Annotated in this window: 24 protein-coding genes; 12 read left to right on the top strand and 12 right to left on the bottom strand. The window is 68.6% G+C overall.

The features are described 5' to 3' along the window. The first annotated feature begins 28 nt into the window (after window positions 1–28). Genes D9V36_RS03015 through D9V36_RS03005 form a run of 3 tightly spaced genes read left to right on the top strand, consistent with a single transcriptional unit; the run spans window position 29 to window position 1,814 of the window. Window positions 29–574: a DUF6875 domain-containing protein gene (locus D9V36_RS03015; RefSeq protein WP_241721255.1), complete on the top strand. Its 546-nt coding sequence runs from the start codon at window positions 29–31 to the stop codon at window positions 572–574. Beyond that, window positions 529–1,314 carry a hypothetical protein gene (locus D9V36_RS03010; protein WP_129292369.1) on the top strand — a complete coding sequence of 262 codons (786 nt, stop codon included), beginning with the start codon at window positions 529–531 and terminating at the stop codon, window positions 1,312–1,314. The genes D9V36_RS03015 and D9V36_RS03010 overlap by 46 nt, the downstream gene beginning before the upstream one ends. After that, window positions 1,308–1,814 carry a GNAT family N-acetyltransferase gene (locus D9V36_RS03005; protein WP_129292368.1) on the top strand — a complete coding sequence of 169 codons (507 nt, stop codon included), beginning with the start codon at window positions 1,308–1,310 and terminating at the stop codon, window positions 1,812–1,814. Before D9V36_RS03010 ends, D9V36_RS03005 begins: the two co-directional genes overlap by 7 nt. 129 nt (window positions 1,815–1,943) lie before the next feature. Here the strand turns inward: D9V36_RS03005 and D9V36_RS03000 are convergent, their stop codons facing one another. After that, window positions 1,944–2,336 carry a hypothetical protein gene (locus D9V36_RS03000; RefSeq protein WP_129292367.1) on the bottom strand — a complete coding sequence of 131 codons (393 nt, stop codon included), beginning with the start codon at window positions 2,334–2,336 and terminating at the stop codon, window positions 1,944–1,946. A gap of 172 nt (window positions 2,337–2,508) precedes the next feature. Next, the gene (locus D9V36_RS02995; protein WP_277753584.1) at window positions 2,509–2,832 is read right to left on the bottom strand and encodes a peptidase inhibitor family I36 protein; all 324 of its coding nucleotides are present in this window, start codon (window positions 2,830–2,832) and stop codon (window positions 2,509–2,511) included. A gap of 553 nt (window positions 2,833–3,385) precedes the next feature. Here D9V36_RS02995 and D9V36_RS02990 point away from each other — a divergent pair. The 3 genes from D9V36_RS02990 to D9V36_RS02980 all read left to right on the top strand — a co-directional run bounded on the left by D9V36_RS02990 (window position 3,386) and on the right by D9V36_RS02980 (window position 5,127). Next, window positions 3,386–3,631 carry a hypothetical protein gene (locus D9V36_RS02990; RefSeq protein WP_129292365.1) on the top strand — a complete coding sequence of 82 codons (246 nt, stop codon included), beginning with the start codon at window positions 3,386–3,388 and terminating at the stop codon, window positions 3,629–3,631. Next, a complete protein-coding gene (locus D9V36_RS02985; protein WP_129292364.1) occupies window positions 3,628–3,840 on the top strand; it encodes a LexA family protein in 213 nt (70 codons plus the stop codon). Before D9V36_RS02990 ends, D9V36_RS02985 begins: the two co-directional genes overlap by 4 nt. Window positions 3,841–4,194: 354 nt before the next feature. After that, complete coding sequence (locus D9V36_RS02980; RefSeq protein ID WP_206739586.1) at window positions 4,195–5,127, top strand: hypothetical protein; 933 nt, start codon at window positions 4,195–4,197, stop codon at window positions 5,125–5,127. A 304-nt stretch (window positions 5,128–5,431) separates the two neighbouring features. On the opposite strand, the gene D9V36_RS02975 is transcribed toward D9V36_RS02980, so the two are convergent. From D9V36_RS02975 to D9V36_RS02950, 6 genes are all read right to left on the bottom strand, one after another. Then, complete coding sequence (locus tag D9V36_RS02975) at window positions 5,432–6,046, bottom strand: hypothetical protein (RefSeq protein ID WP_129292363.1); 615 nt, start codon at window positions 6,044–6,046, stop codon at window positions 5,432–5,434. Window positions 6,047–8,852: 2,806 nt separating this feature from the next. Further along, entirely contained in the window at window positions 8,853–9,071 is a 219-nt protein-coding gene (locus tag D9V36_RS02970) for a hypothetical protein (protein ID WP_129292362.1), read from the bottom strand. A gap of 551 nt (window positions 9,072–9,622) precedes the next feature. Further along, a complete protein-coding gene (locus tag D9V36_RS02965) occupies window positions 9,623–10,594 on the bottom strand; it encodes a transposase family protein (protein ID WP_206739794.1) in 972 nt (323 codons plus the stop codon). Between the two features lie 32 nt (window positions 10,595–10,626). Further along, complete coding sequence (locus tag D9V36_RS02960; protein ID WP_129292361.1) at window positions 10,627–11,106, bottom strand: GNAT family N-acetyltransferase; 480 nt, start codon at window positions 11,104–11,106, stop codon at window positions 10,627–10,629. Next, window positions 11,103–11,834 (bottom strand): HAD family hydrolase, encoded by a 732-nt coding sequence (locus D9V36_RS02955; RefSeq protein ID WP_129292360.1) that lies wholly within the window; start codon window positions 11,832–11,834, stop codon window positions 11,103–11,105. Before D9V36_RS02955 ends, D9V36_RS02960 begins: the two co-directional genes overlap by 4 nt. A gap of 316 nt (window positions 11,835–12,150) precedes the next feature. Next, window positions 12,151–12,552, bottom strand: a complete 402-nt coding sequence (locus D9V36_RS02950) for a hypothetical protein (RefSeq protein ID WP_241720672.1) — start codon at window positions 12,550–12,552, stop codon at window positions 12,151–12,153. 105 nt (window positions 12,553–12,657) lie between these two features. Between D9V36_RS02950 and D9V36_RS42540 the strand changes: the two genes are divergently transcribed. Next, window positions 12,658–12,789 carry a hypothetical protein gene (locus D9V36_RS42540; protein WP_277753378.1) on the top strand — a complete coding sequence of 44 codons (132 nt, stop codon included), beginning with the start codon at window positions 12,658–12,660 and terminating at the stop codon, window positions 12,787–12,789. Between the two features lie 42 nt (window positions 12,790–12,831). On the opposite strand, the gene D9V36_RS02945 is transcribed toward D9V36_RS42540, so the two are convergent. Beyond that, on the bottom strand, window positions 12,832–13,338 hold the full coding sequence (locus D9V36_RS02945; RefSeq protein ID WP_129292359.1) for a hypothetical protein: 507 nt from the start codon (window positions 13,336–13,338) through the stop codon (window positions 12,832–12,834). Between the two features lie 75 nt (window positions 13,339–13,413). Here D9V36_RS02945 and D9V36_RS40650 point away from each other — a divergent pair, with 75 nt between their 5' ends. The 4 genes from D9V36_RS40650 to D9V36_RS42535 all read left to right on the top strand — a co-directional run bounded on the left by D9V36_RS40650 (window position 13,414) and on the right by D9V36_RS42535 (window position 14,785). Next, window positions 13,414–13,566: a hypothetical protein gene (locus tag D9V36_RS40650; protein WP_164992859.1), complete on the top strand. Its 153-nt coding sequence runs from the start codon at window positions 13,414–13,416 to the stop codon at window positions 13,564–13,566. A gap of 125 nt (window positions 13,567–13,691) precedes the next feature. Next, window positions 13,692–14,024: a hypothetical protein gene (locus D9V36_RS02940; RefSeq protein ID WP_129292358.1), complete on the top strand. Its 333-nt coding sequence runs from the start codon at window positions 13,692–13,694 to the stop codon at window positions 14,022–14,024. Window positions 14,025–14,026: 2 nt separating this feature from the next. Beyond that, complete coding sequence (locus tag D9V36_RS02935; protein ID WP_129292357.1) at window positions 14,027–14,245, top strand: hypothetical protein; 219 nt, start codon at window positions 14,027–14,029, stop codon at window positions 14,243–14,245. Between the two features lie 411 nt (window positions 14,246–14,656). Further along, complete coding sequence (locus D9V36_RS42535) at window positions 14,657–14,785, top strand: hypothetical protein (RefSeq protein ID WP_277753377.1); 129 nt, start codon at window positions 14,657–14,659, stop codon at window positions 14,783–14,785. A gap of 177 nt (window positions 14,786–14,962) precedes the next feature. Here D9V36_RS42535 and D9V36_RS02925 read toward each other — a convergent pair whose 3' ends face one another. Further along, entirely contained in the window at window positions 14,963–15,472 is a 510-nt protein-coding gene (locus D9V36_RS02925; protein ID WP_129292356.1) for a helicase associated domain-containing protein, read from the bottom strand. Window positions 15,473–15,646: 174 nt separating this feature from the next. Between D9V36_RS02925 and D9V36_RS02920 the strand changes: the two genes are divergently transcribed. After that, on the top strand, window positions 15,647–15,868 hold the full coding sequence (locus D9V36_RS02920; RefSeq protein ID WP_129292355.1) for a hypothetical protein: 222 nt from the start codon (window positions 15,647–15,649) through the stop codon (window positions 15,866–15,868). A gap of 763 nt (window positions 15,869–16,631) precedes the next feature. On the opposite strand, the gene D9V36_RS02910 is transcribed toward D9V36_RS02920, so the two are convergent. Both D9V36_RS02910 and tpg read right to left on the bottom strand, forming a co-directional pair. Next, on the bottom strand, window positions 16,632–16,991 hold the full coding sequence (locus D9V36_RS02910; protein ID WP_129292354.1) for a hypothetical protein: 360 nt from the start codon (window positions 16,989–16,991) through the stop codon (window positions 16,632–16,634). Window positions 16,992–17,100: 109 nt separating this feature from the next. Continuing rightward, the gene (gene tpg, locus D9V36_RS02905; protein WP_129292353.1) at window positions 17,101–17,658 is read right to left on the bottom strand and encodes a telomere-protecting terminal protein Tpg; all 558 of its coding nucleotides are present in this window, start codon (window positions 17,656–17,658) and stop codon (window positions 17,101–17,103) included. Between the last annotated feature and the right edge of the window lie 3 nt (window positions 17,659–17,661).

Raw genomic sequence — 17,661 nt, 5'->3', positions numbered from 1 at the left:
TGTGGACATCGGCGACTACGCGCGGCAGATGACCGCCCACTGCCCCTACCTCGCCCCCTCCCTGCACGCGGGCCTGACCCGCTGGACGGTCTACCGCGCCGACGGCGGCGCCGAAGCCGTCCAGGCGGAGCTGTTCCACGCGGGCGTCCAGGCCGCGGAGTGGCTGCGGCCTTTGCTGAACCGGCCGCACGGCATCCTGCGGTGCGAGAACATCGTCCTGGTGGGCGAGGTGCCCGGCGCCCGGCACCGTGACCTGCTGGCCTGGCCGCACTGGGTGCTGAAGAACCTCTACGGCCCGGTCGGGGTGATGTTCGGCAAGTTCTACGCGGGCGAAGAGGAAGCCACCGCGGCCGGCCACCGGATCCCGGCCGCCCCGGCCTCGTTCCTCCCAGTGAGAGCGGCCGTCCGCCGCCGCGACCCACGCTTCCTGTGCGCGACCCCGTACCTGGCCGCCGCGCTCGCGGCAGCTGACGACGACGGCCGTGACGTGTTCGAGCACATCCCCACCGAGTGGAAGGAGATCCGCACATGGGCCCGACACCTGCTCCCCCCAGCGAAGCCGTCGCCCTCCTGACCGGACACACCGGCGAGCCCACCGCGATCCAGCTCCTGAGCGACCGGCGCGGCTCCCGGACCTGGAAAATCCAAGGCCCCAAGGGCACCGTCACGCTGAAGGCCAACAACCCCGACGACGAAGGTGCCCGTGACAAGGCCGCCGAGATGACCCAGGAGGACGACCACCTCCTGCGCCTCACCGCCGCCGGCGCGCTCAGCCCCGACTACCGGGTGAGCGCCGGGGCGTGGGAGGGCGGCCGGTGGCTGGCCGTCAACTGGATCGACGGCGCCCCCCTGTGGCGGGCCCTCGCCCTCGCCCGCAGCCCCGAAGGAAACCGCGCCGCGGTCCACCCCTGGCTCACGGGCATCGCCCGCACCTGGACGGAACGCCTCGCCTGCGGCCCCGCCACCGACCGCCGCGTTCCCTACCGGGGCGCCCTCACCCACACCACCGCGCCCGAGCTCGCCACCGCGATCCTCGCCACCCCCGCCGACACCCACATCCCCGTCCAGCCGGCCGCCGACATCTGGAGCCTGGGCGCCTCCCTGTTCTGGTGCTGGACCGCCCACCGCCCCGTCCCCTACGACGACACCACCGACCGGTTGGAGAAGCTGGCCGCCATCGCCAAGGGCACCACCACAGCGCTGCGCGACGTCCGGCCGTGGAAGTTCCCCGAGTTCGAGGACGCCCTCACCGCGTGCCTGACCCCCGACCCCGCCGCCCGCCCCACCGCGAAGGAGCTGACCACCGCATGGTGACTCTGCGCGCCCTGGGCCCCGACGACGCCACCGCCCTCACCCGCATCTACAGCGGCGCCTCCATCCGGCACACCACCGGCAAGCCCCTCACCCTCGACCAGGCCCACGAGAAGATCCGCACAGCCCTCGCCCGAGCCACCGAGACACCGCGCGCGCAGTGGAGCTGGGGCATCGTCGCCACCGGCGAGATGATCGGCCTGATCGCCCTGCGGCGACGCTCTTCGTCCATGGGCACCCTCAGCTACATCCTCCGTGAGGACACCTGGGGCAACGGCTACGCCACCGAAGCGGTCAAGCACGTCGTCGACTTCGCCTTCACCACCGCCGGCCTGGAGCGCCTGGAGGCCATGCACCACCCCGCCAACCCCGCCTCCGGCCGGGTCCTGGCCAAAGTCGGCTTCACCCGCACCGGCACATCCGACCGGCCCGCCGACGACGGCACCGCCGTGGCGTACCAGGTGTACGCATTGCCGTTGCCCCAAGCGCCGCTCTGTCGTTGAAGGGGTGTGTTCACGTCCCCCGCGAACACGGTGTGGCCCCGACCGGTGACGCTCCCGGCCGGGGCCGCACTGCTGAGGGATTCAACGGGGCAGCCGACCGGACGATCGGCGTTGCGACGTCGCGTCGGATCACGCGGGATGGTTCTGACGATCCTGGCGTTGGCCGGCACGTACAAGATCATGCAGTCCCAGTGAGTACCGGATGCGCTCGATGCCCGTATCGCTGATGCCTTCCAGGGTTCCCAGCTCCTGGCCGGTTGCCTTCCGCACCTGTCTGACGGTCCTGTAGCCGGCCTTCCACAGGGCATCGAGGGCTCGGTGGCCGATGCGGTCGTGGCCGAGACGGGCTGCCAGCTCTATGCCCGGCCGGTCGAGATGCAGGCGCTTGCAGGTCCCGCAGGGCCGCCCGGGACCTGTGACCGGCGCGCTCTTCTCCGCCTCGGCGAGGAGCGCGTGGAATTCATCCCGGTGAGCAGCGATCAGGCGCCGGACCGCTGTGATTTCTACTTCCCAGTAATCCATCGCTACCCCACAGCACCACGGCGCTCGGCTCACCACCCACGCTACGGCGCGGCCCACGTGTCCGCGATCGCTCACCGGTCCGCAGACCACCGGTCGAGCGGCAACGGACCCACCACGGAGAAGTTCCCGAGTCGGACAGCTCCCGAACGACTTGCAGGCGCGGGAGGCGGTGTCAGCACCTCCAGGCGCTGCGCGGCAGGAGCGACTTGAATGCGTGGAAGGTCACCGACAACTTGTGACCCGGCTTCACGACCTCCTTTCCACCGCCTGCGTAACCGGGCTTGTACCACAGGCACCATTCCTCGCTGGTGCGGTTCCACGCTGACCAGCCGCCCCGCGTGAGGCCCTGGCCGGCCACGTTCCGGCTGCCTTTGGTGTAGGACACCATCGGCCCTTCGAACTGCCCGCGCCCCCACAGGCAGAAGTGCTCCACATAGCAAGGCTCGGCTGCCTTCGGCGCCGGTGCAGCCGAGGCTGCCGGAGAGGCGGCCAGCACGAGCGAGGCAGCGGCAAGGGCGGCTTTGCGGAACCGAGGGAAAACGGGCACGAAGCCTCCAGGGACTCAGTTGCGATCCCCTCGCTGATCATCCCGGACGACCGAAGACGCGCCTATCGCCTCCAGGAGGCATGCCGTGCGCCCCGTGTTGACCTCACACCAGCGCCGCGTCCTGGCCGAAGCAGGCTTCATCCAACGGGGCCGCACCCATGGCTGTTGGAGTTGGCCACCTCGCTTACCCGGACGGGCTAGCCTCCTGTCGTCCCGTGCCGGAGTGGAGCGCGCGGGCAGGCCCCGGCCCCCCCGTGACGGGTGATCGGCCGCACGCGAGGCTGCCCGACGGTGCACTGGCCATGGTGAACAGCCACCGGCCGCGGGGCAGCGCTGACGTTCATGCGCATCGTCCAGGCCGGCAGCGGCATAGGTCGAGCAGCGGCTTGGCGGGTGGCCGCCCGCTCTCTTTGCTCGGCTTCGGCGATACGACGGTGCCGGGCGAGGTTCACCCGTGCGTGCGCTGCGCCGCAATTCGAACATGTGATGCAATCCGTGGGTGATGTCCACCTACGACTTCCCCGACGATCTTCTTCAGGCCCAGCGCGCCTGGTACACCGCCTACCGCCAGCTCGCCCAGGAGGAGAATCCCGCCCAGACCACCGTCCTGCGCCGCACCCTGCAGCGCCTGTCCGTACGGATCGCCACGCACCCGTACTGGTCGACCATCCCCGGCCGGGCGCCGGCCGCCCGGATGGCGCTCAAGCAGCAGACCTGGGAACCGGACCCCGCAGAGGCCCGGCGATGACCGCCTACCTCACCGAGAGCCAGCGCCGGATCGCTCGGGCCCTGCAGGAGCTGACCGACGACGCTGGCTACCCGCCCTCGATACGGGAGATCGCCGACGCGGTCGCCCTGTCCGCCTCGACGGTTGCCTACCACCTACAGGCCCTGGAACACCATGGGATCGTCACCCATGCCCCGCACCGCAGCCGCTCGTACCAGGTGCGGTGGTAGCCAGGCCCTGATGTCTACTCGGTCTTCGCGGAACCGGGGTCGCCGTGCGGCGGCATCTGACAGAACGGCGGCCGCCTCGCCGTGGGTTTTCGCGCCGCGCCTGAACGGGGCAAGCCTACCGGCCAACTGCCCTCTGCCGTACGAGACTCAGCTCGGCGAATTGGATGGATGTGTACGAGAAGGCGCGTCATGCTTGAGGGGATGGTGATGTGAGGGGGAGGCGTGGGACGCGATCAGGCAGAGCCCCTTGACGAGAGGCACCAGCGCTGGCTGGAGGCATTCGTGGTGAGAGCTCGCCGAGTTGAGGAACACTCGCTCGCTGCCGACTGGGACGCTCTCGTGGAGTTGACTCGCATGAAGATCAACGTACGCGTCCACAACGGCGAAGTCCGGATCCGGTATGAGCTTCCGCCTGAGGAAGTGGTCGAATCCGCAGCGGCGCGAATCAGGCCGATCCTTCTGACAACGGAAGACTGCTTCCACATGAAAGTGCTGTCAGCCTTGGGCTACATCTGCCGAGCAGCAGCACACGACGCGGAGTGGATCCGAGCTGCACGCGCTGAATGGCGGGCACGGGTAAGCCCCTCCACGCGGGAGGAATCCGGCTACTCGATCATGGTTTGCGACCCAGCCACAGGTGAAGAGCGTGACCTTGATGCTCACGGGCTGGCTATGGCCTGGATCTACGGAGACGTGGTGCATCACGATCCAGAACGCCGTCGGGAAGGCGATGCCTTCGGGCTGCTCGACCGGTTTCGCGCCGCTGTGCCGTTGGTCGCCTGGGCCATGGTCGGCACGATTGAGCTCCTGAACTACATCCGAGCCCTGAATGAGGCCGGTCTGCTGCAACTCCGACAGGAGGTCTTCGGCGAGCAGGTCGCCTTGAAGTCGACCGTGTGGGAAGAGCCCGCCGAGATGTACTACGCCCCCGTCGGTGCTGAAGCCCCCTCGCTTGCGAGCTCCCCAATGCCTGAGGGGTGGCTCCCTCTGAACAAGACAACCGACCTGTCGATCTTCCGCCACCGTTACGCGGGACAACTTCTGCACACGGAGCGTTCACCGTTCATGAAGCAACTCCTCTCACCTGAAGAAGTCGAAGCAGCTCGCTCGCCCAAGGGCGGCTACAGCAGGGCACAACTCGCCGCCTGGGGCGTCCCGTGGCCCCCGCCCAAGGGATGGAAGGACGAGCTGACCGAGGGCTGGAAGGCCGCACACCGGGACGGCGCGCCCCCGCCCCCGCTCCGCCCGGTCCCGGGCGACTTCGCACAGGAGTTCGACTTCGGCTGACCGACGACAGCGGGCCAGACCGGATCACCCTGCCGGCGCCGCTGTCCGTTCCCGGCTGCTCACTGGCTGAGGCGGATGCGCGGGCCCCTGCGGACCCGGGGCGCCCCGGCTGGGGATGCCGTCGGTCTCCTTCGGTTCCAGGGGAACCGAGGGGCCGAGCAGGCGGTCGGCCCGGAGCTCGACACGCTCAGCGGCTCCAAGTCCGCCCACGCCGGCAACTGCACGGCCCCGATCCGGATGCCGGAGTCGGGGCCGCACTGTGTCCGCGGGGGTTTCCGGGGTGTGCCGGGCCGCCCTGGATCAATTACCGGAAGGTCAGGGAAAAGACGAGCTTTATGAGTAGATTCGCAGCGTTGCCGACCGCACCCATGATGGTGCTCGTGTAGTCGACGGTATCGTCACATCCCACCTGGCCTTGCTGATTCGTCGAAGCCACCTGGCTGTCGCTGGCCTGCTCGAAACCGGACGATGAGTTGCAACTCGTGCCGTACATGTTGTAGGTGGCGTTCGCGTGAACACCTCCGAGGGTGTAGATGGCCGTGATCTTGTCGTTTTTGTCGCTGGCCCACGAGCCCGCGTCGCCGTCGGCGAAGGCGTAGGCACCCTCTGTGAAGCCGGTGAACCTGCGCAGCGTTACCGTGGCGACTATCTTGCCGGCCGGGAGGGTTGCCGTCCTGCACTGTTGGACCGGGAAGGATTCGATGGCAGAGTGCCCCTTGGTCACGGTGTCGTCGGCGGCGTTCTCCTTGATCTGGTAGTCGATGGTTGCCCTGGCCGCGTAACCTCCCCAGTTGCAGACGGTGATCTTGTTGCTGCCCAGATTGACCGCAGCTCCGTTCGTCAGGTTAGGCAGCGCTGCGCCGTCGGCAGTGGCGATGGACCACTGCTGCTTCGTGCTGCTGGCGTCGCAGGTGCTCACGCCCATCGGGGTCCCGCTGCTCACATCTCCTGCGGGAGTGATGCACGTGTTGTCCCCGACATGGCGGATCAGAAAGTAGTTCGCCCCGTCGCTCGCCGGCTGCAGAGCCCACGTTCCGGACGTCGGGCACGGCTGCTCGTTGAACAGGCCGTTGGACGGTTCCGCGAGACAAACAGCGCTCCCTTCATCAGTGAGCTTCAGGTTGAACGACCCGTCGGAGGTCGGGGAAAGGGTGAACTGCTGATCCGATGTGCCGGATCCAAGCTGGAGGGAGTTCGGCCCATTTTGGTGACACGGCGGAACTCCACTTCCATCTGGGACCCCGCCGTCAGACCATGGCTCTGCATGTTCAGGCCATTTGCACAGAATCGGCGCGATGTGCTGAAAGCTCAGGCCGCTGTTGTCCCTCGGGCTGAGGGAAACGTTGAGGTCACTCGTTCCGCTGTCCGCGTGAGCGACTGTGGGGGTGATCGTGGCTATAACGGCCAGAGTGGCGACAAGTGCGGCCAGTATTCTGGCTGCTGTACGCGCCGGAAGGCTGTGTTGACTGAGTGTGGGCATAATCCTTGCCTTTGCCTCACGGGATGAACGAAGGGGTAATGCGGAAATCATCTGAGGCGTTTCCGTCCCAGCCGCACCGTTCACGCACCATTCGAATCCCGGGCGAGGCGGACCCCACTGTGTTCGGGTCTCAGATGCATGGCGCTGCGGAGGTGCTGTCACGGCTGCTGCGCCGGTGAGCGCAAGGGACCGCGGAGGGTCTTTCCAGGATCTCCGGACGTCGACCGCAGGTCAGCAGGCAGAACGTAGCGCTGCGGCACTCATGCGCAACAGCGTAGGAATACCCGATGTGATACCCGATCTTCCCGCCCTTCCGGAGCCCCGCGAGGGTGCGGTGCTCACGCCGGTTGCGGCCGCGGCAAGCTTCGATCTTGGAGGCCGTGGTGCGGGCGGGGTTGAGGATGACGGCCGGTGGTCGCCTTCGCCCACCGGCCGCCAGCCGACCGGGCCGCCGGAGGGGCTGCACTCCGGGCGCCAGTCGGCCACGACCGTGGCTTCGGTGAGGGAGCCGACGACGGGCCGGGGCAGTGCCGGGCGCCCGGAGCGCAGCACGGGGCGAAGACCGGGGATCGGTAGTGTCCCGCCCGGCCGGACCGCCTGGCCTCCCGGCTTCGACAAAGAGCGGCACAAAAAGTGCAACGTCGTCGAGCGGGCAATCAACAAGCTCAAGGGCTTTTGAGCGGGTCCGGGTTGCACATCCCGCAGCTACGTCGGCGGGTCCCGCCTGTCTGCAACTCTTGCGCGGTCAGGAGGGCTGGGAGAGAGGGCCAGTCGAGATGCCGCGCCTCGTTCTCGCTCTCGCTCTTACGGGCTCGCCTGATCATGAAATCGAGTTGCGCCAGGCAACTCTCCACACTGGGCAGGCTCCTGCAGTCCCACCGATGGAGCCGGTTTGTGGTCAGTACATAGACGTGACCGTTCGCGACCTGGCCTTTGTGGCGAGCAATGTCCTCCGCGGCCCGAAGCCGCACAAACCTGATCCTCTGGCACAGCTCGCACTCTCCCGGCCCCGCCGGTGCGCGGCAGGAGCAGCTGCCGCACTCTCCGCACGCGATGCAGGCATGCTGCGGGAGAGCTGCCCCTGGAGCCTTCGGCATCACCGGAGAAGCGCTGATCTGCGCCTTGTCCCGTGCTGCCATGCAAGCTGAGAGTTCCATGGCGGATGCGGTGGCTACATACCCCCCGGCCATGCCGAGCTTCGCCTGTGCCCGCTTCACGGTCGAGCCGGGGAGGTCCTGTCCCTGGACTGCCTGCTGGATGAGCCACCGCGCCGCTGTCACTGCGTGCAGGGCACCTTCCACCCGCACACCTCCGGGCACCGCGCCCTCAAGGGCGGAAGGCATCCCGATAGCCCGCTGGTCGTGAGCTTCGAGGGTTCCTGAGTCGATAGAACCCGTCAGAATCCTCTCAACGACGCGCAGCATGTCAAGGACGGCTTGCCACTCACGCGATGAGGGCGGAGCTGGAGTTTGATCCATGTGTTCTCAACTTCCCACGGGCACCGTGGTCACGGAGATGACCGACTGGCAGCTGGACCGCTGAGCACTCTCCCAAGCGATCGGACACGGTGGAGCGCACAGCACGGTGGATTCCACCTGCACCGCACCGGAGTGGAGTCCGCCGTGGTGCGGTGCCGAAGGGGCCCGAGTACACCGGATGCACGCGGCGCGGATCGTGCAGGGGCGGCCGGCGCTGTTTGCTGGGCTTGCCCAGTAGACCTGGCCGTCCTCGACAGACCTGGACCGTCAACAGGCGGGCATCGAAGACAGCGTCATTGCACTGGATGACCGGAAGCTGATCGAGTGGCAGGGCGGCGGGCCGGACGTCTGGGACTGACCCCTGCGTGAGAGGCGGCCCGGCTCTACCGAGACCCAGCCCGGCGAGCGTCGCGCTCGTTGCAGAGGAGAGCCCAGGAGGCAACTTCCCAATCTCGATGTCAAGCCGGGGGCTGAGACTGGCTGGCCTGCATGTTCAGGAGTCGCCTGTGCGCTGTAGCCGCCAGTCGACAGGCATCCGGGATTATCTCAGGTGCAGATTGACCGTCAGGCATGTTCGGCATGTGGTTCCAGGAGCCCGTGCCTGACAGATATCAGCGGGTAGTTCAGGCACGTACGGCACGTTTGTGACGCGGGTGCTGCCGACCCCCACCCTGAACGAACCGCCAAATCGAGCGAAACGCTCGCTTGTTCAGGGTCCGGTGGCGCACCGTAGTCCTGCACGCGTATCCGTAACGGCGGGTGCGGGATCAGGCCGGTCGGATACCGCGGAGTGCGGCCCGGAGTCGGCGGCCGTCTTCCGTGTCGGGGATCTTGACTCGGGCGGGATCCATGGAGGCGAGCCGGGCGAGCGGCGCCTTCCGGCTGTGGCCGCGCAGGTGCGCGACGTGCAGGCGGTACAACGCCTTGTGCAGCGTCCCGGAGATCCCGGGAGCGTACGCGTTGACGAAAGGGGTCAATGCCGCCATCAGCTCCGCTGCCGGATCGGCCGTTCGCCCGGCGGCCCGGCGCCGGTAAGCCCTTTGCCGGCACCGCGCATCGCAGTACGCAGAATCCGCACGTCCAGCCGTAACGGGGCGGCTGCAGCTACCGCACGCCCGGCCCGACCCCTTGCCGCCGTTACGGATGCGCGTGCAGGACGTCGCGCACGCCCGCGAACAGGTGACTCGCTTCAAGAGCCGCTCCGCCCGTCGGACAACCACCAGCCCGCACCCGGCGCACGGTGTTGGCGGCAGCACCTCGCCGCGGCCGACCAGCTCAACCCACCGCGCGGTAGCGGTCTCCCGCGCGGCTGCCGGCCGGGACAACCCCGTTTGCGGATCCGTCGCCCCGCGGCGATAACACGGCTCGCAGATCGTCATCCAGCACGCCGTCCACGTACGCCTCCGCGGCGCCCGGGTCCAGCCGACGACCAGGTACGCCGCTCCGGTCATGCCTCCGCCGCACATCAGACACGTCTTACGACCTCGGGGGAAATTGAGTCGGGACGTGTTGGCCTGGCGGTTCGGCTGGTGTGTGATCAGCAGGCCCGGTCACGCACGAGGACGAGCTCGGTGCTCGTCCGGCGCCGGGTGGGCCGCTGCGCGGAGCGGTCGGAGACGAGGGCGGCGATGGCCAGGTGGGTTTCCGCGTAGGTCTCGCGGCGTCCGGTGAAGCGCCGCAAGGGTGCCCATTGCCGCAGCTCGGCGTTAGTGTGCTCGACGCAGATCTGGGCCGAGGATTGGCGCCGCCGCGCCTCGTTCCAGGCCCACTTGTCGCCGTCGCACGCGTCGTCCTTCGGCTTCTGCGGCGGAGCGGTGACCTGGTCTGGGAACTCCTTGGCCAGCCCGGCGTACCCGGCGTCGACCTGCGATTTCACCGGCGGGTGGAGGCGGAATTGCTCGGCGATGCCCTCGGTGCGCACGGCGGTCTGGTCGTGCATCCGGCCGGGTCGTACGACCCCGGAGAGCAGCATCCGGCCCTGACCGTCGCTGATCGTGGTGGTCTTGATGGTGTTCTGTCGGCGCTTACCCGAGATGAAGGCCCGGCGTCCGGGCCGACCCGCCTGCGGGCGCCGGACCTGGGTCTCGGCTCCGTCGAGGCGCAGTTCGACACCTTTGGACTCGGCGTAGGCGAAGACGTCCTCCAGCGTTCGCAGGCGCAGCCCGGGCCGGTCGGGCACCGCGAAGCCGCGGGCCGCCAGCAAGGGCCGGACCTGCCGGATCGCCATCGAAACGGCCGAGCGGTCGACGTCGTACAGCTCGGCCAGGACCTCGTGCGGTAGCTGATGACGCAGATGCACCAAGGCGAGCAGCAGCCGATCGTAGAAGACCAGCTTCGGCTTGCGCCCCGCGCCGGCTGCCCGCTTGCGCACACCGCCACGGGCCTCCCGCAGCGCGGACTGCCGTGCCGCCTCCCATGGGGCGGCGAGATCGGCGAACAACTCGCCGAGGTGTGCGCGGGAGACACCGGACAGGGCAGGATGGGTACAGGCCGCGCGGGCCCAGGTCAGCTTCACAACTCACCCAACCCGCGCGGCCCTTCTCACGTCACGGCCGACCGGCCCACCGGCGCTTCCCCCGGTTCGCAAGCCAGGGGGTAGTCGTAGCGGACGAACCCCTTGAAACTCGCCACCTTGTCGTACAGTGCGCGGGCGGCGGTGTTGTCCTCCCGAGTGGTCCAGTACAAGCGGGATGCCCCCCGCAACCGCGCTGCATCGGCCACCTTCTCGATCAGCATCCGCGCTGCGCCTCGGCCGCGCGCCGCCTCGTCGACAAAGAGGTCCTGGAGGTAGCAGCTGTCTTCCATCCAGAACGTCGGGTGGAACAGGTAGTGCGCGATGCCGACCAGCGTCCCGTTCGACCAGGCGCCGATACCGTGGAACTCGGTGGCGAGCAGTAGCCGCTGCCAAGTCTCCTCGTAGCCCTCGTCCCGCACCGCGGTGCGGTAGAACGCTTTGTAGCCGCGCGCCAAGGCTTCCCAGGCGGCGCGATCCTCCTCGCGCAACGGACCAGTGTTGATCACGGCTGCCCCTCCTCACCCGCGAGCCTCAGATGATCTGCCGATCTGCCGGACTCTGGCTGAGAGGCGCCCGGGCGGGCCATCGCGTTGCCCGTGCGCCTGCGCGGCGCCACCAGCAGGCTGAGCACGTCGCACGGACGCGCCGCGACCGGGTGAGCACCGGCACGGACACCGGCGCGTGCACCCCACCTGGCGTGCACGCCCAGCGATCCCGCGGCCTTGGCACAACCGAGGTCCACTTCGGCATCACCCACATATGCGGTTGCCTCGGCCGGAACTCCGAGCTGCCGCACCGCCAGTAGCAGCCCGTCCGGCGCCGGCTTGGGACGCTCAACCTCGTCGCCCGCGACGACCACGCCAAACCGCGCGTCGATGCCGGCGGCAGCGAGCATGATCAGAGCCACTCGCCGGGTGGCCGCCGTGAACACGCCCAACCGCCGGCCATCATCAGCGAGTTCGTCGAGCAGGGCCGGAATGCCAGGGAATGGCCGCAGCTCGGTGACGGCCGGATCCAGGTGGGCGTGGAAGCACTCGACCTCGGCAGGGCCGCAGGCGCGGCCGAGAAAGTGAGCCAGAACAAGATCTGTGTGGCCGACATGCCAGCTGGCGACCACCTCTTCCGGCGAGACCGGCGGACCGCCGAGCGAGCGAATCGCGTCGGCGTAGGCCCGGGACACCGTGGGGACGCTGTCCAGAAGCGTCCCATCCATATCGAAGACGACTGCACGCATGGCTCACGATCTTGGCCACTCTGCCCGTTCGACGCCAGGGGCACTGCCCAAACACTGGCTACATTCAGCGAGTGCTGTATCGCGGCAGGCCAGCAAGTCCGGACCCCATTTCCCCCCGGGGTCGTTAGAACTCGCACGTATATCCATAACGAGATCAACGACCCGCACTCCTAGCCGTAACGGGTCACTGGCACTTGATCACCCCGCTTCGGACCAACTTGCCTAACGTGCCTGAAGACCGGATAGAGCTCGTGAGCTGTACGGATGACATGCACACCCTTGATAACAAGCGGCAACCTGTTCTGACCGGCTGCGATCAGGACGCGGGGTTCTCGCCCGGCGGGATGAAGGCGTCGGCGCCATCGGCATCCTCGACATGCCCCTGAGCATCGACGGTGATGGCCGTCGCCCGTCCCTGCGACGTGATGAGCCAGGCCAGCACCTGTTCCGTCAGTGGCGTCCCCCCTGGGCCCTCGTCCTTCCAGTGCACCTGCCACCCTCCACCAGGCACCGCAGCTATGACCTGCTCGGCTCGCTCCAGGTGGGAGAAGCCCTCGTAGTCCGTCACAGGACGCAGGGCGCCACGCTTGGGATCGACGACCAGGGCCGCCCCGGTCGCCTGGTCCCAGCCCTCCACACGCGCCATGCGGCCGATCTCGGTGTCGGTGCCGCTGAAGATCGCGGTCCAGCCGGTCTGATTGAAATAGCGAAGAGACACCGCCCCATCATCTCGAACAACGATGCCCACCTTCGCAGGGCTTCTTGCTCTGCGCATCGACGAGTACGTCGGCACCAGGGCGCCCCAACTTCGGGGATCAGGCACGTGGTCGCCCGGGACAACCGGACCGGCAGCGTTCGCAGTTACGCCTATGACCTGCTGCGCTGGTGGCGGTGGCTGCGGGCGGTCGATGCCGAGTGGCACCGCGCGACCACGTCCACCTGCCCCGTGTGCTGAAGGGTCGTGGCTGAGCTGCCTGATGTGGTCGCTCAGCTGCCGCTACTGCTCGTCTCGGCTGAGGACCTCGCTTGCGAAACCGATGAAAGCTGACCCCGCACGCTGCATGCGCTCAATCGAGTCCCGCACCAGCGTCTTTGCCTCGTCCAGTTCTGCAGCGTCAGGCTGAACAATCCCCAGGAGGTCTCGAAGCGCCGTCAGAGCCCGCAACGCAGCGAACGCGGACGACTGGATGTCAGACGCCCGACGAAGCGCGCCGACAGGCCCTTCCAGCCCTACGGTCAAGGCGGCGAACTTGAGCTTTCCCAACAGCTCCGGCGCCTGACCGAGAATCCGATCTGCCGCTTCAAGATCGGGCGGCGTCTGTCGCAAGGCGTGACGCAGTCCCAGCGCAAGATCCTCGGTGGCTGAGTCGGCCGTCATCAGAGCGACATAGACATCCCGGCGAACCTGCCGCAACCACTGATTCTGCTGAGCCTGGGCCTGAATCCGAGCCTGCCCCCTGGTCGCCCACGCTGTCAGCGCCCCGGCCACCGTGGTGCCGACCACGCCGACAACTGCTCCTGCTACTGCAGCTACCCCCGCATCCACGCATCACATTCTGCCCACTCCAAGGCGACCTTCGTGAGGACTGCGATCACTTCCCTGGTCCGGAAAAGCTCCGTGGCGGTTGCGGAAACAGTCGCACGCCGCGCTTGGGCCGCGTGGGGCGGTGAGGCCGGGATCGAGGTCGAGCACCACCACATCGACCACCCGGTCCTGCCCGCCTCCGGCTGACTTGCCGCGCCTGCTCTTGGTGTTCGGCAGGAAGTGGGCCTGACGCCGTTGCCCGCTCTGGGACACTGAGGGTCACCATCTCAGCGGCGAGGAGCGGGCATAGGGCGGCGAAGACGGATCCGGTGATGTTGGCGCGTCAGGCCCGGGACCTGATCGAAGAGTTCAACCGTGTGGTGCTGGACGACGCGAAGGACATGTCGGCGCCGCCCGCTCTGCCGGACGCCACCCAGGCGCTGAAGTCGTTGGTCGACCGGTTCCCGCAGGCGTTCGAGCAGACCGCCGATGTCCTGGAGATGCTGGCCGCCAGCGACAAGATCACGATGGAGCAGGGCCGCGACCCGAAGACCGAGGTGGCCACGACTGCCGCGGAGCTTCGGGCCGTCGCGGCCGACGGCGAGCAGCTGGCCAAGAGCCTCGCCAACCCCGCCTCGGCCCTGTTCCTCATGGGCGGTCGCTGACCATGCCCGACCTGCCCTCGCCTGATGAGATCGAAGCCGCGCGCACGCCCGCCGGCGGCTGGAAGCGTGACCAGCTCGCCGCCTGGGGCGTCCCGTGGCCCCCGCCCAAGGGATGGAAGGACGAGCTGACCGAGCGCTGGAAGGCCGCCCGCCAGGACGGCGCACCCCCGCCTCGGGCCAGCCCGGCCGACTTCGCCCAGGAGACGCTCGACTTCGGCTGACCGAGGCACGCCGGCCTACACGACGGCGAGAAGTTCACCGAGTTGCTCCAGGCGCGGGCGGAGGCCGTCAGACAGACCGTTGCCCCAGCCTCTCCGTCTCCGCGCACGCCTTGTGTGACGGAACACCGTCCTCGTCACGCAGGTTCGTGGCGCGCGAACAGTATCGGCACGGCCGTGGCTCTGAAGACCAGTGCTCACTCAACCGCCAGTCCAGCAGACGCTCCGTCGCCGTCACGCGGTCACCAGGCCCCGGCTGCTGGGGGACTGCAGGCTTCACAGCAGGGGGCGGAGGGCAAGGGGCAGCCTGCTGAGCAGGTACGGAAGGCAGTGACGGCCACGCCCCGACCGGCCGGGCCGGCGAAGACGGCGGGATGGGGATCGACGGCGGTGTCACGGTGGGCCCGACAACTGATGCCCCAGAGGGTCCTGCTGCCCGACACCCTGGAGACCGTCATTGACGCTGCCAGCACCCTGGATGACACCATCCAGCAGATCCTGCGCGACAGCGGCCTGGACAGGGTGTTCCCGATCGACCGCTGACGCGAGGTGTCAGCCGCTCACCGGATTCGGGGCCCCGCCCACGAGATCCGGTGAGCGCCTCCACGCGCCGGCCGCGGATACGGCTCTACCGTCGGCTCAGAGTCCGGGTGTGGGGTTCTGATCGACCCCCACACCTGGCCTCGCGTGCTCAGCCGTCCAAGGCCCTTTCCTGCACCGTCAAGCCGCCGCCCAGTCGAGTCCCAGGTCCGCCAGCTGCTGGAGCGCGTCCGCGGTGAGCTTGTCGCGCCTCGACTTGGTGTTCGAGAGAAATACGCCCAGCCTCACAGACACCGGCTCTGCCCTGCCTCCACCGTGATCTCCTCTGTGTGGGCCCGCGGGACCTTCGTGTGCCCTTCGCGGGCCTTGTACTGGGCCAGGGCTGCGATGCCCGCTCAAGGACGCCGTGACCCCCTTGCGGGCCTTCGCCTCCTTCACCGGTGTCTCCTTCTCGGCGGCGGGCAGCGGCTCGACGCCGAGCTCGGCCAGGCGTGCGCGCTGCTCCTCGCCCAGCTGCTCCCACCCTGTGCGTTGGGCATGCAGCCAGGCTCCGATGTCCTGGCCGCCGACGGTGACGCCGGGCAGGATCTCCGCGAGGGTGGCCCCGTCGGCCAGCACCGCGGCGAGCGCCGCATACCGGCGTTGCCAGTCGGTGAGCCAGGTCGGGTTCCAGTACGGGGCGATCCGCACCAGCGCCTGGCGGCCTTTGATCAGCGTGTGCCCCCGGCGCCCCGGGGCGGATCACTCGGGCGGGCCGCCTTCGTCGTGGGCCCCGCGCCGAACGTTAGTGATCATTTAGTGATCCATTAGCGGGGCCGGGCAGCATGGTGATCGTCCACGGAAACACTTCGGAAGAGCGAAAATATGCGCAAGAAGCTCAGCAAGGCAGCTGTCGTCCTGGCCGGTATAGCGGCGGCCACCACGATCAGCATGGGGGCGGCGCAAGCAGCGGATGAATACCGTGGCTTCCCCACCCAGAAGGCGTGCATGGACAAGGGGGCAGCGCTGACGGACAACGGTCACAAGGCCGGCTACATGTGCACCGAGCAGAGCGATGGCTGGCTGCTCGAGGTGGGCAACGACTGAAAACGGCTCGTGATGAGTGCTCCTGCGCTGTTCTGGGAGCCCATCGGGCCCGAATGTTCCGCATCGCATTGCGGCGGGCTCTGAAGCGACACGAACATGTTCCCCGGGCCTCCGCGGCGGCCCGGGGAACATGTTTTCGTCAGCCACTGCATGCCGGGCACCAAGACCCAGGTGGCGACACACCACGTGCGCAGCGTCCGGACGATCAGAGTGCGCACCGCCCGCAGGAGCCGGGCCCCGACCAGGGCCCCGGAGCGCCAGCTCGCCGAGACCGACGGCCAGAACGCGGCCGCCGGCGCCCCGTACGAGCAGGCGCGCCCCGCGATCGTCGCCTGGACCCAGAGCAGCGCGGCCGACCGCGGCACGAAAGAGCTGACACTGGACGACCTCAAGGTCTCCCGGTACGCCGGGCCAGCGGCGCGCTCCGTCTCGCGGGACGCAGGACGAAGCCCCCGGAGCACCTGTCGGGACGCGGCCGACGCGCACCCGTCGCCCATCAGGAGGTCGCGCCGTCGCGCCGGGTGGACCCGGGTATCGCGGAGGCGGTGGAGCGGCAGAACCGTGCGATGCGGGAACTCAGCCGTCACGCATTCCCGGAGACCGACGTCGTCGTGCCGGACGATGCGCCGACTCCGTTCGATGCCGCCCGGTCCGAGCGGCGCCGCCAGGCTGCGGTGTCCCGCGCGGCCGCGCTGCGCCGGGCCCGGCAAGAGCGGGCGGCCCGGGGGCGGGGACGGCGATGAGCGTCCCGAAGCCGGCTGGACTACGGACCACGGCCTGAGCCAACTGAGGGAGCGAAAGCGGGGTCGGCCTCCACGGCCTGGTCCGCGGCCGCGGACCGGTGGTGGGCGAGCAGCTGGGCGCTGGAGGCGGCGCGCCCGCGCTGGGCGGTGGCGGTGGTGTCGGCGATGCGCAGCAGGTAGCTGGCGACATCGCGGACACCGGCGAACCACCCGTCCTCGAACCGCGGATCGGACCCGTGCGGGGCGCTGCTCTCGGAGATCCAGGTGTGGGCGCCGGCCACTTCGGTAACCGTCGACAGCAGACTCCGCACCGTCAGGCCATACCTGTCCGCGATCCGCCCCAGGAACGACAGCGTCATCTCACCCTGCAGGGGAGCCACCCGAAAGCCACCCGCGGCCAGCAACAGCTCTCCGCCCATCCCGTCGCTCGTGACAACTATCGTGCTTCGGCTCAGACGAGCAGGTGCCGGGCCCGCTGCCGGCGTCAGGTCAGTAGTCGAGGTCGAGGTAGTCGATGTCGTTGAGGGTGACGTCGGAGAGTCCTGCGGCGCGGCCTCCGCCGTCTTGGAAGTAGATCTCTTTGAATCCCTCGGCAACGATCCCACGCATCTCCTGGTCGCTGGCGCCTGTGTCGCGGGCGTCGAACAGGCGTTGTGCGTAGGCCGGAGGGAGATGCACGGTCAGGCGGCGGAATCTTCCGTCGTCGGTTGTACCGACCGGTGCCGTGTACCCGAACCGGGCCCTCGTCTCCACGGTGATCCCGGTCGCGGTGGCAGCTTGCCGCTGCCGGCGCCTGCGGACCTGTGGCTGCCACCGCTGCCGTACCCCGTCGTCGATCTTCGCGGCGACGTCAGCGCGGGCGTGCTTACGCGCGCCGCGGCGGTAGCGGTTGACGGAGTCGGCGGTGACACCGATCTCCTGCGCGACGGCCTTCGCGCTGCCCAACTGTCGGATCAGATAACTGATCTGTCCTTTCAGCGTCTTGGGCGGCTGGCGGGTGAAGCTCTCCTGGTCGGCCCGCTCGATGGCGTCCTCGATCTTCCCCATCGG

This window comes from Streptomyces lydicus (assembly GCF_004125265.1).
GTDB lineage: Bacteria > Actinomycetota > Actinomycetes > Streptomycetales > Streptomycetaceae > Streptomyces > Streptomyces lydicus_C.
Note: the sequence above shows the minus strand (reverse complement) of the source record. Positions and strands in the feature narration are given on the sequence as shown.

Excerpts from the sequence above, each read along its gene's own strand:
- D9V36_RS03015 (WP_241721255.1), top strand. The coding sequence starts at position 29 with ATGACCGCCCACTGCCCCTACCTCGCCCCCTCCCTGCACGCGGGCCTG.
- D9V36_RS03010 (WP_129292369.1), top strand. The coding sequence starts at position 529 with ATGGGCCCGACACCTGCTCCCCCCAGCGAAGCCGTCGCCCTCCTGACC.
- D9V36_RS03005 (WP_129292368.1), top strand. The coding sequence starts at position 1,308 with ATGGTGACTCTGCGCGCCCTGGGCCCCGACGACGCCACCGCCCTCACC.
- D9V36_RS03000 (WP_129292367.1), bottom strand. The coding sequence starts at position 2,336 with ATGGATTACTGGGAAGTAGAAATCACAGCGGTCCGGCGCCTGATCGCT.
- D9V36_RS02990 (WP_129292365.1), top strand. The coding sequence starts at position 3,386 with ATGTCCACCTACGACTTCCCCGACGATCTTCTTCAGGCCCAGCGCGCC.
- D9V36_RS02985 (WP_129292364.1), top strand. The coding sequence starts at position 3,628 with ATGACCGCCTACCTCACCGAGAGCCAGCGCCGGATCGCTCGGGCCCTG.
- D9V36_RS02980 (WP_206739586.1), top strand. The coding sequence starts at position 4,195 with ATGAAGATCAACGTACGCGTCCACAACGGCGAAGTCCGGATCCGGTAT.
- D9V36_RS02970 (WP_129292362.1), bottom strand. The coding sequence starts at position 9,071 with ATGGCGGCATTGACCCCTTTCGTCAACGCGTACGCTCCCGGGATCTCC.
- D9V36_RS02955 (WP_129292360.1), bottom strand. The coding sequence starts at position 11,834 with ATGCGTGCAGTCGTCTTCGATATGGATGGGACGCTTCTGGACAGCGTC.
- D9V36_RS02940 (WP_129292358.1), top strand. The coding sequence starts at position 13,692 with ATGTTGGCGCGTCAGGCCCGGGACCTGATCGAAGAGTTCAACCGTGTG.
- D9V36_RS02935 (WP_129292357.1), top strand. The coding sequence starts at position 14,027 with ATGCCCGACCTGCCCTCGCCTGATGAGATCGAAGCCGCGCGCACGCCC.
- D9V36_RS42535 (WP_277753377.1), top strand. The coding sequence starts at position 14,657 with ATGCCCCAGAGGGTCCTGCTGCCCGACACCCTGGAGACCGTCATTGAC.
- D9V36_RS02920 (WP_129292355.1), top strand. The coding sequence starts at position 15,647 with ATGCGCAAGAAGCTCAGCAAGGCAGCTGTCGTCCTGGCCGGTATAGCG.
- tpg (WP_129292353.1), bottom strand. The coding sequence starts at position 17,658 with ATGGGGAAGATCGAGGACGCCATCGAGCGGGCCGACCAGGAGAGCTTC.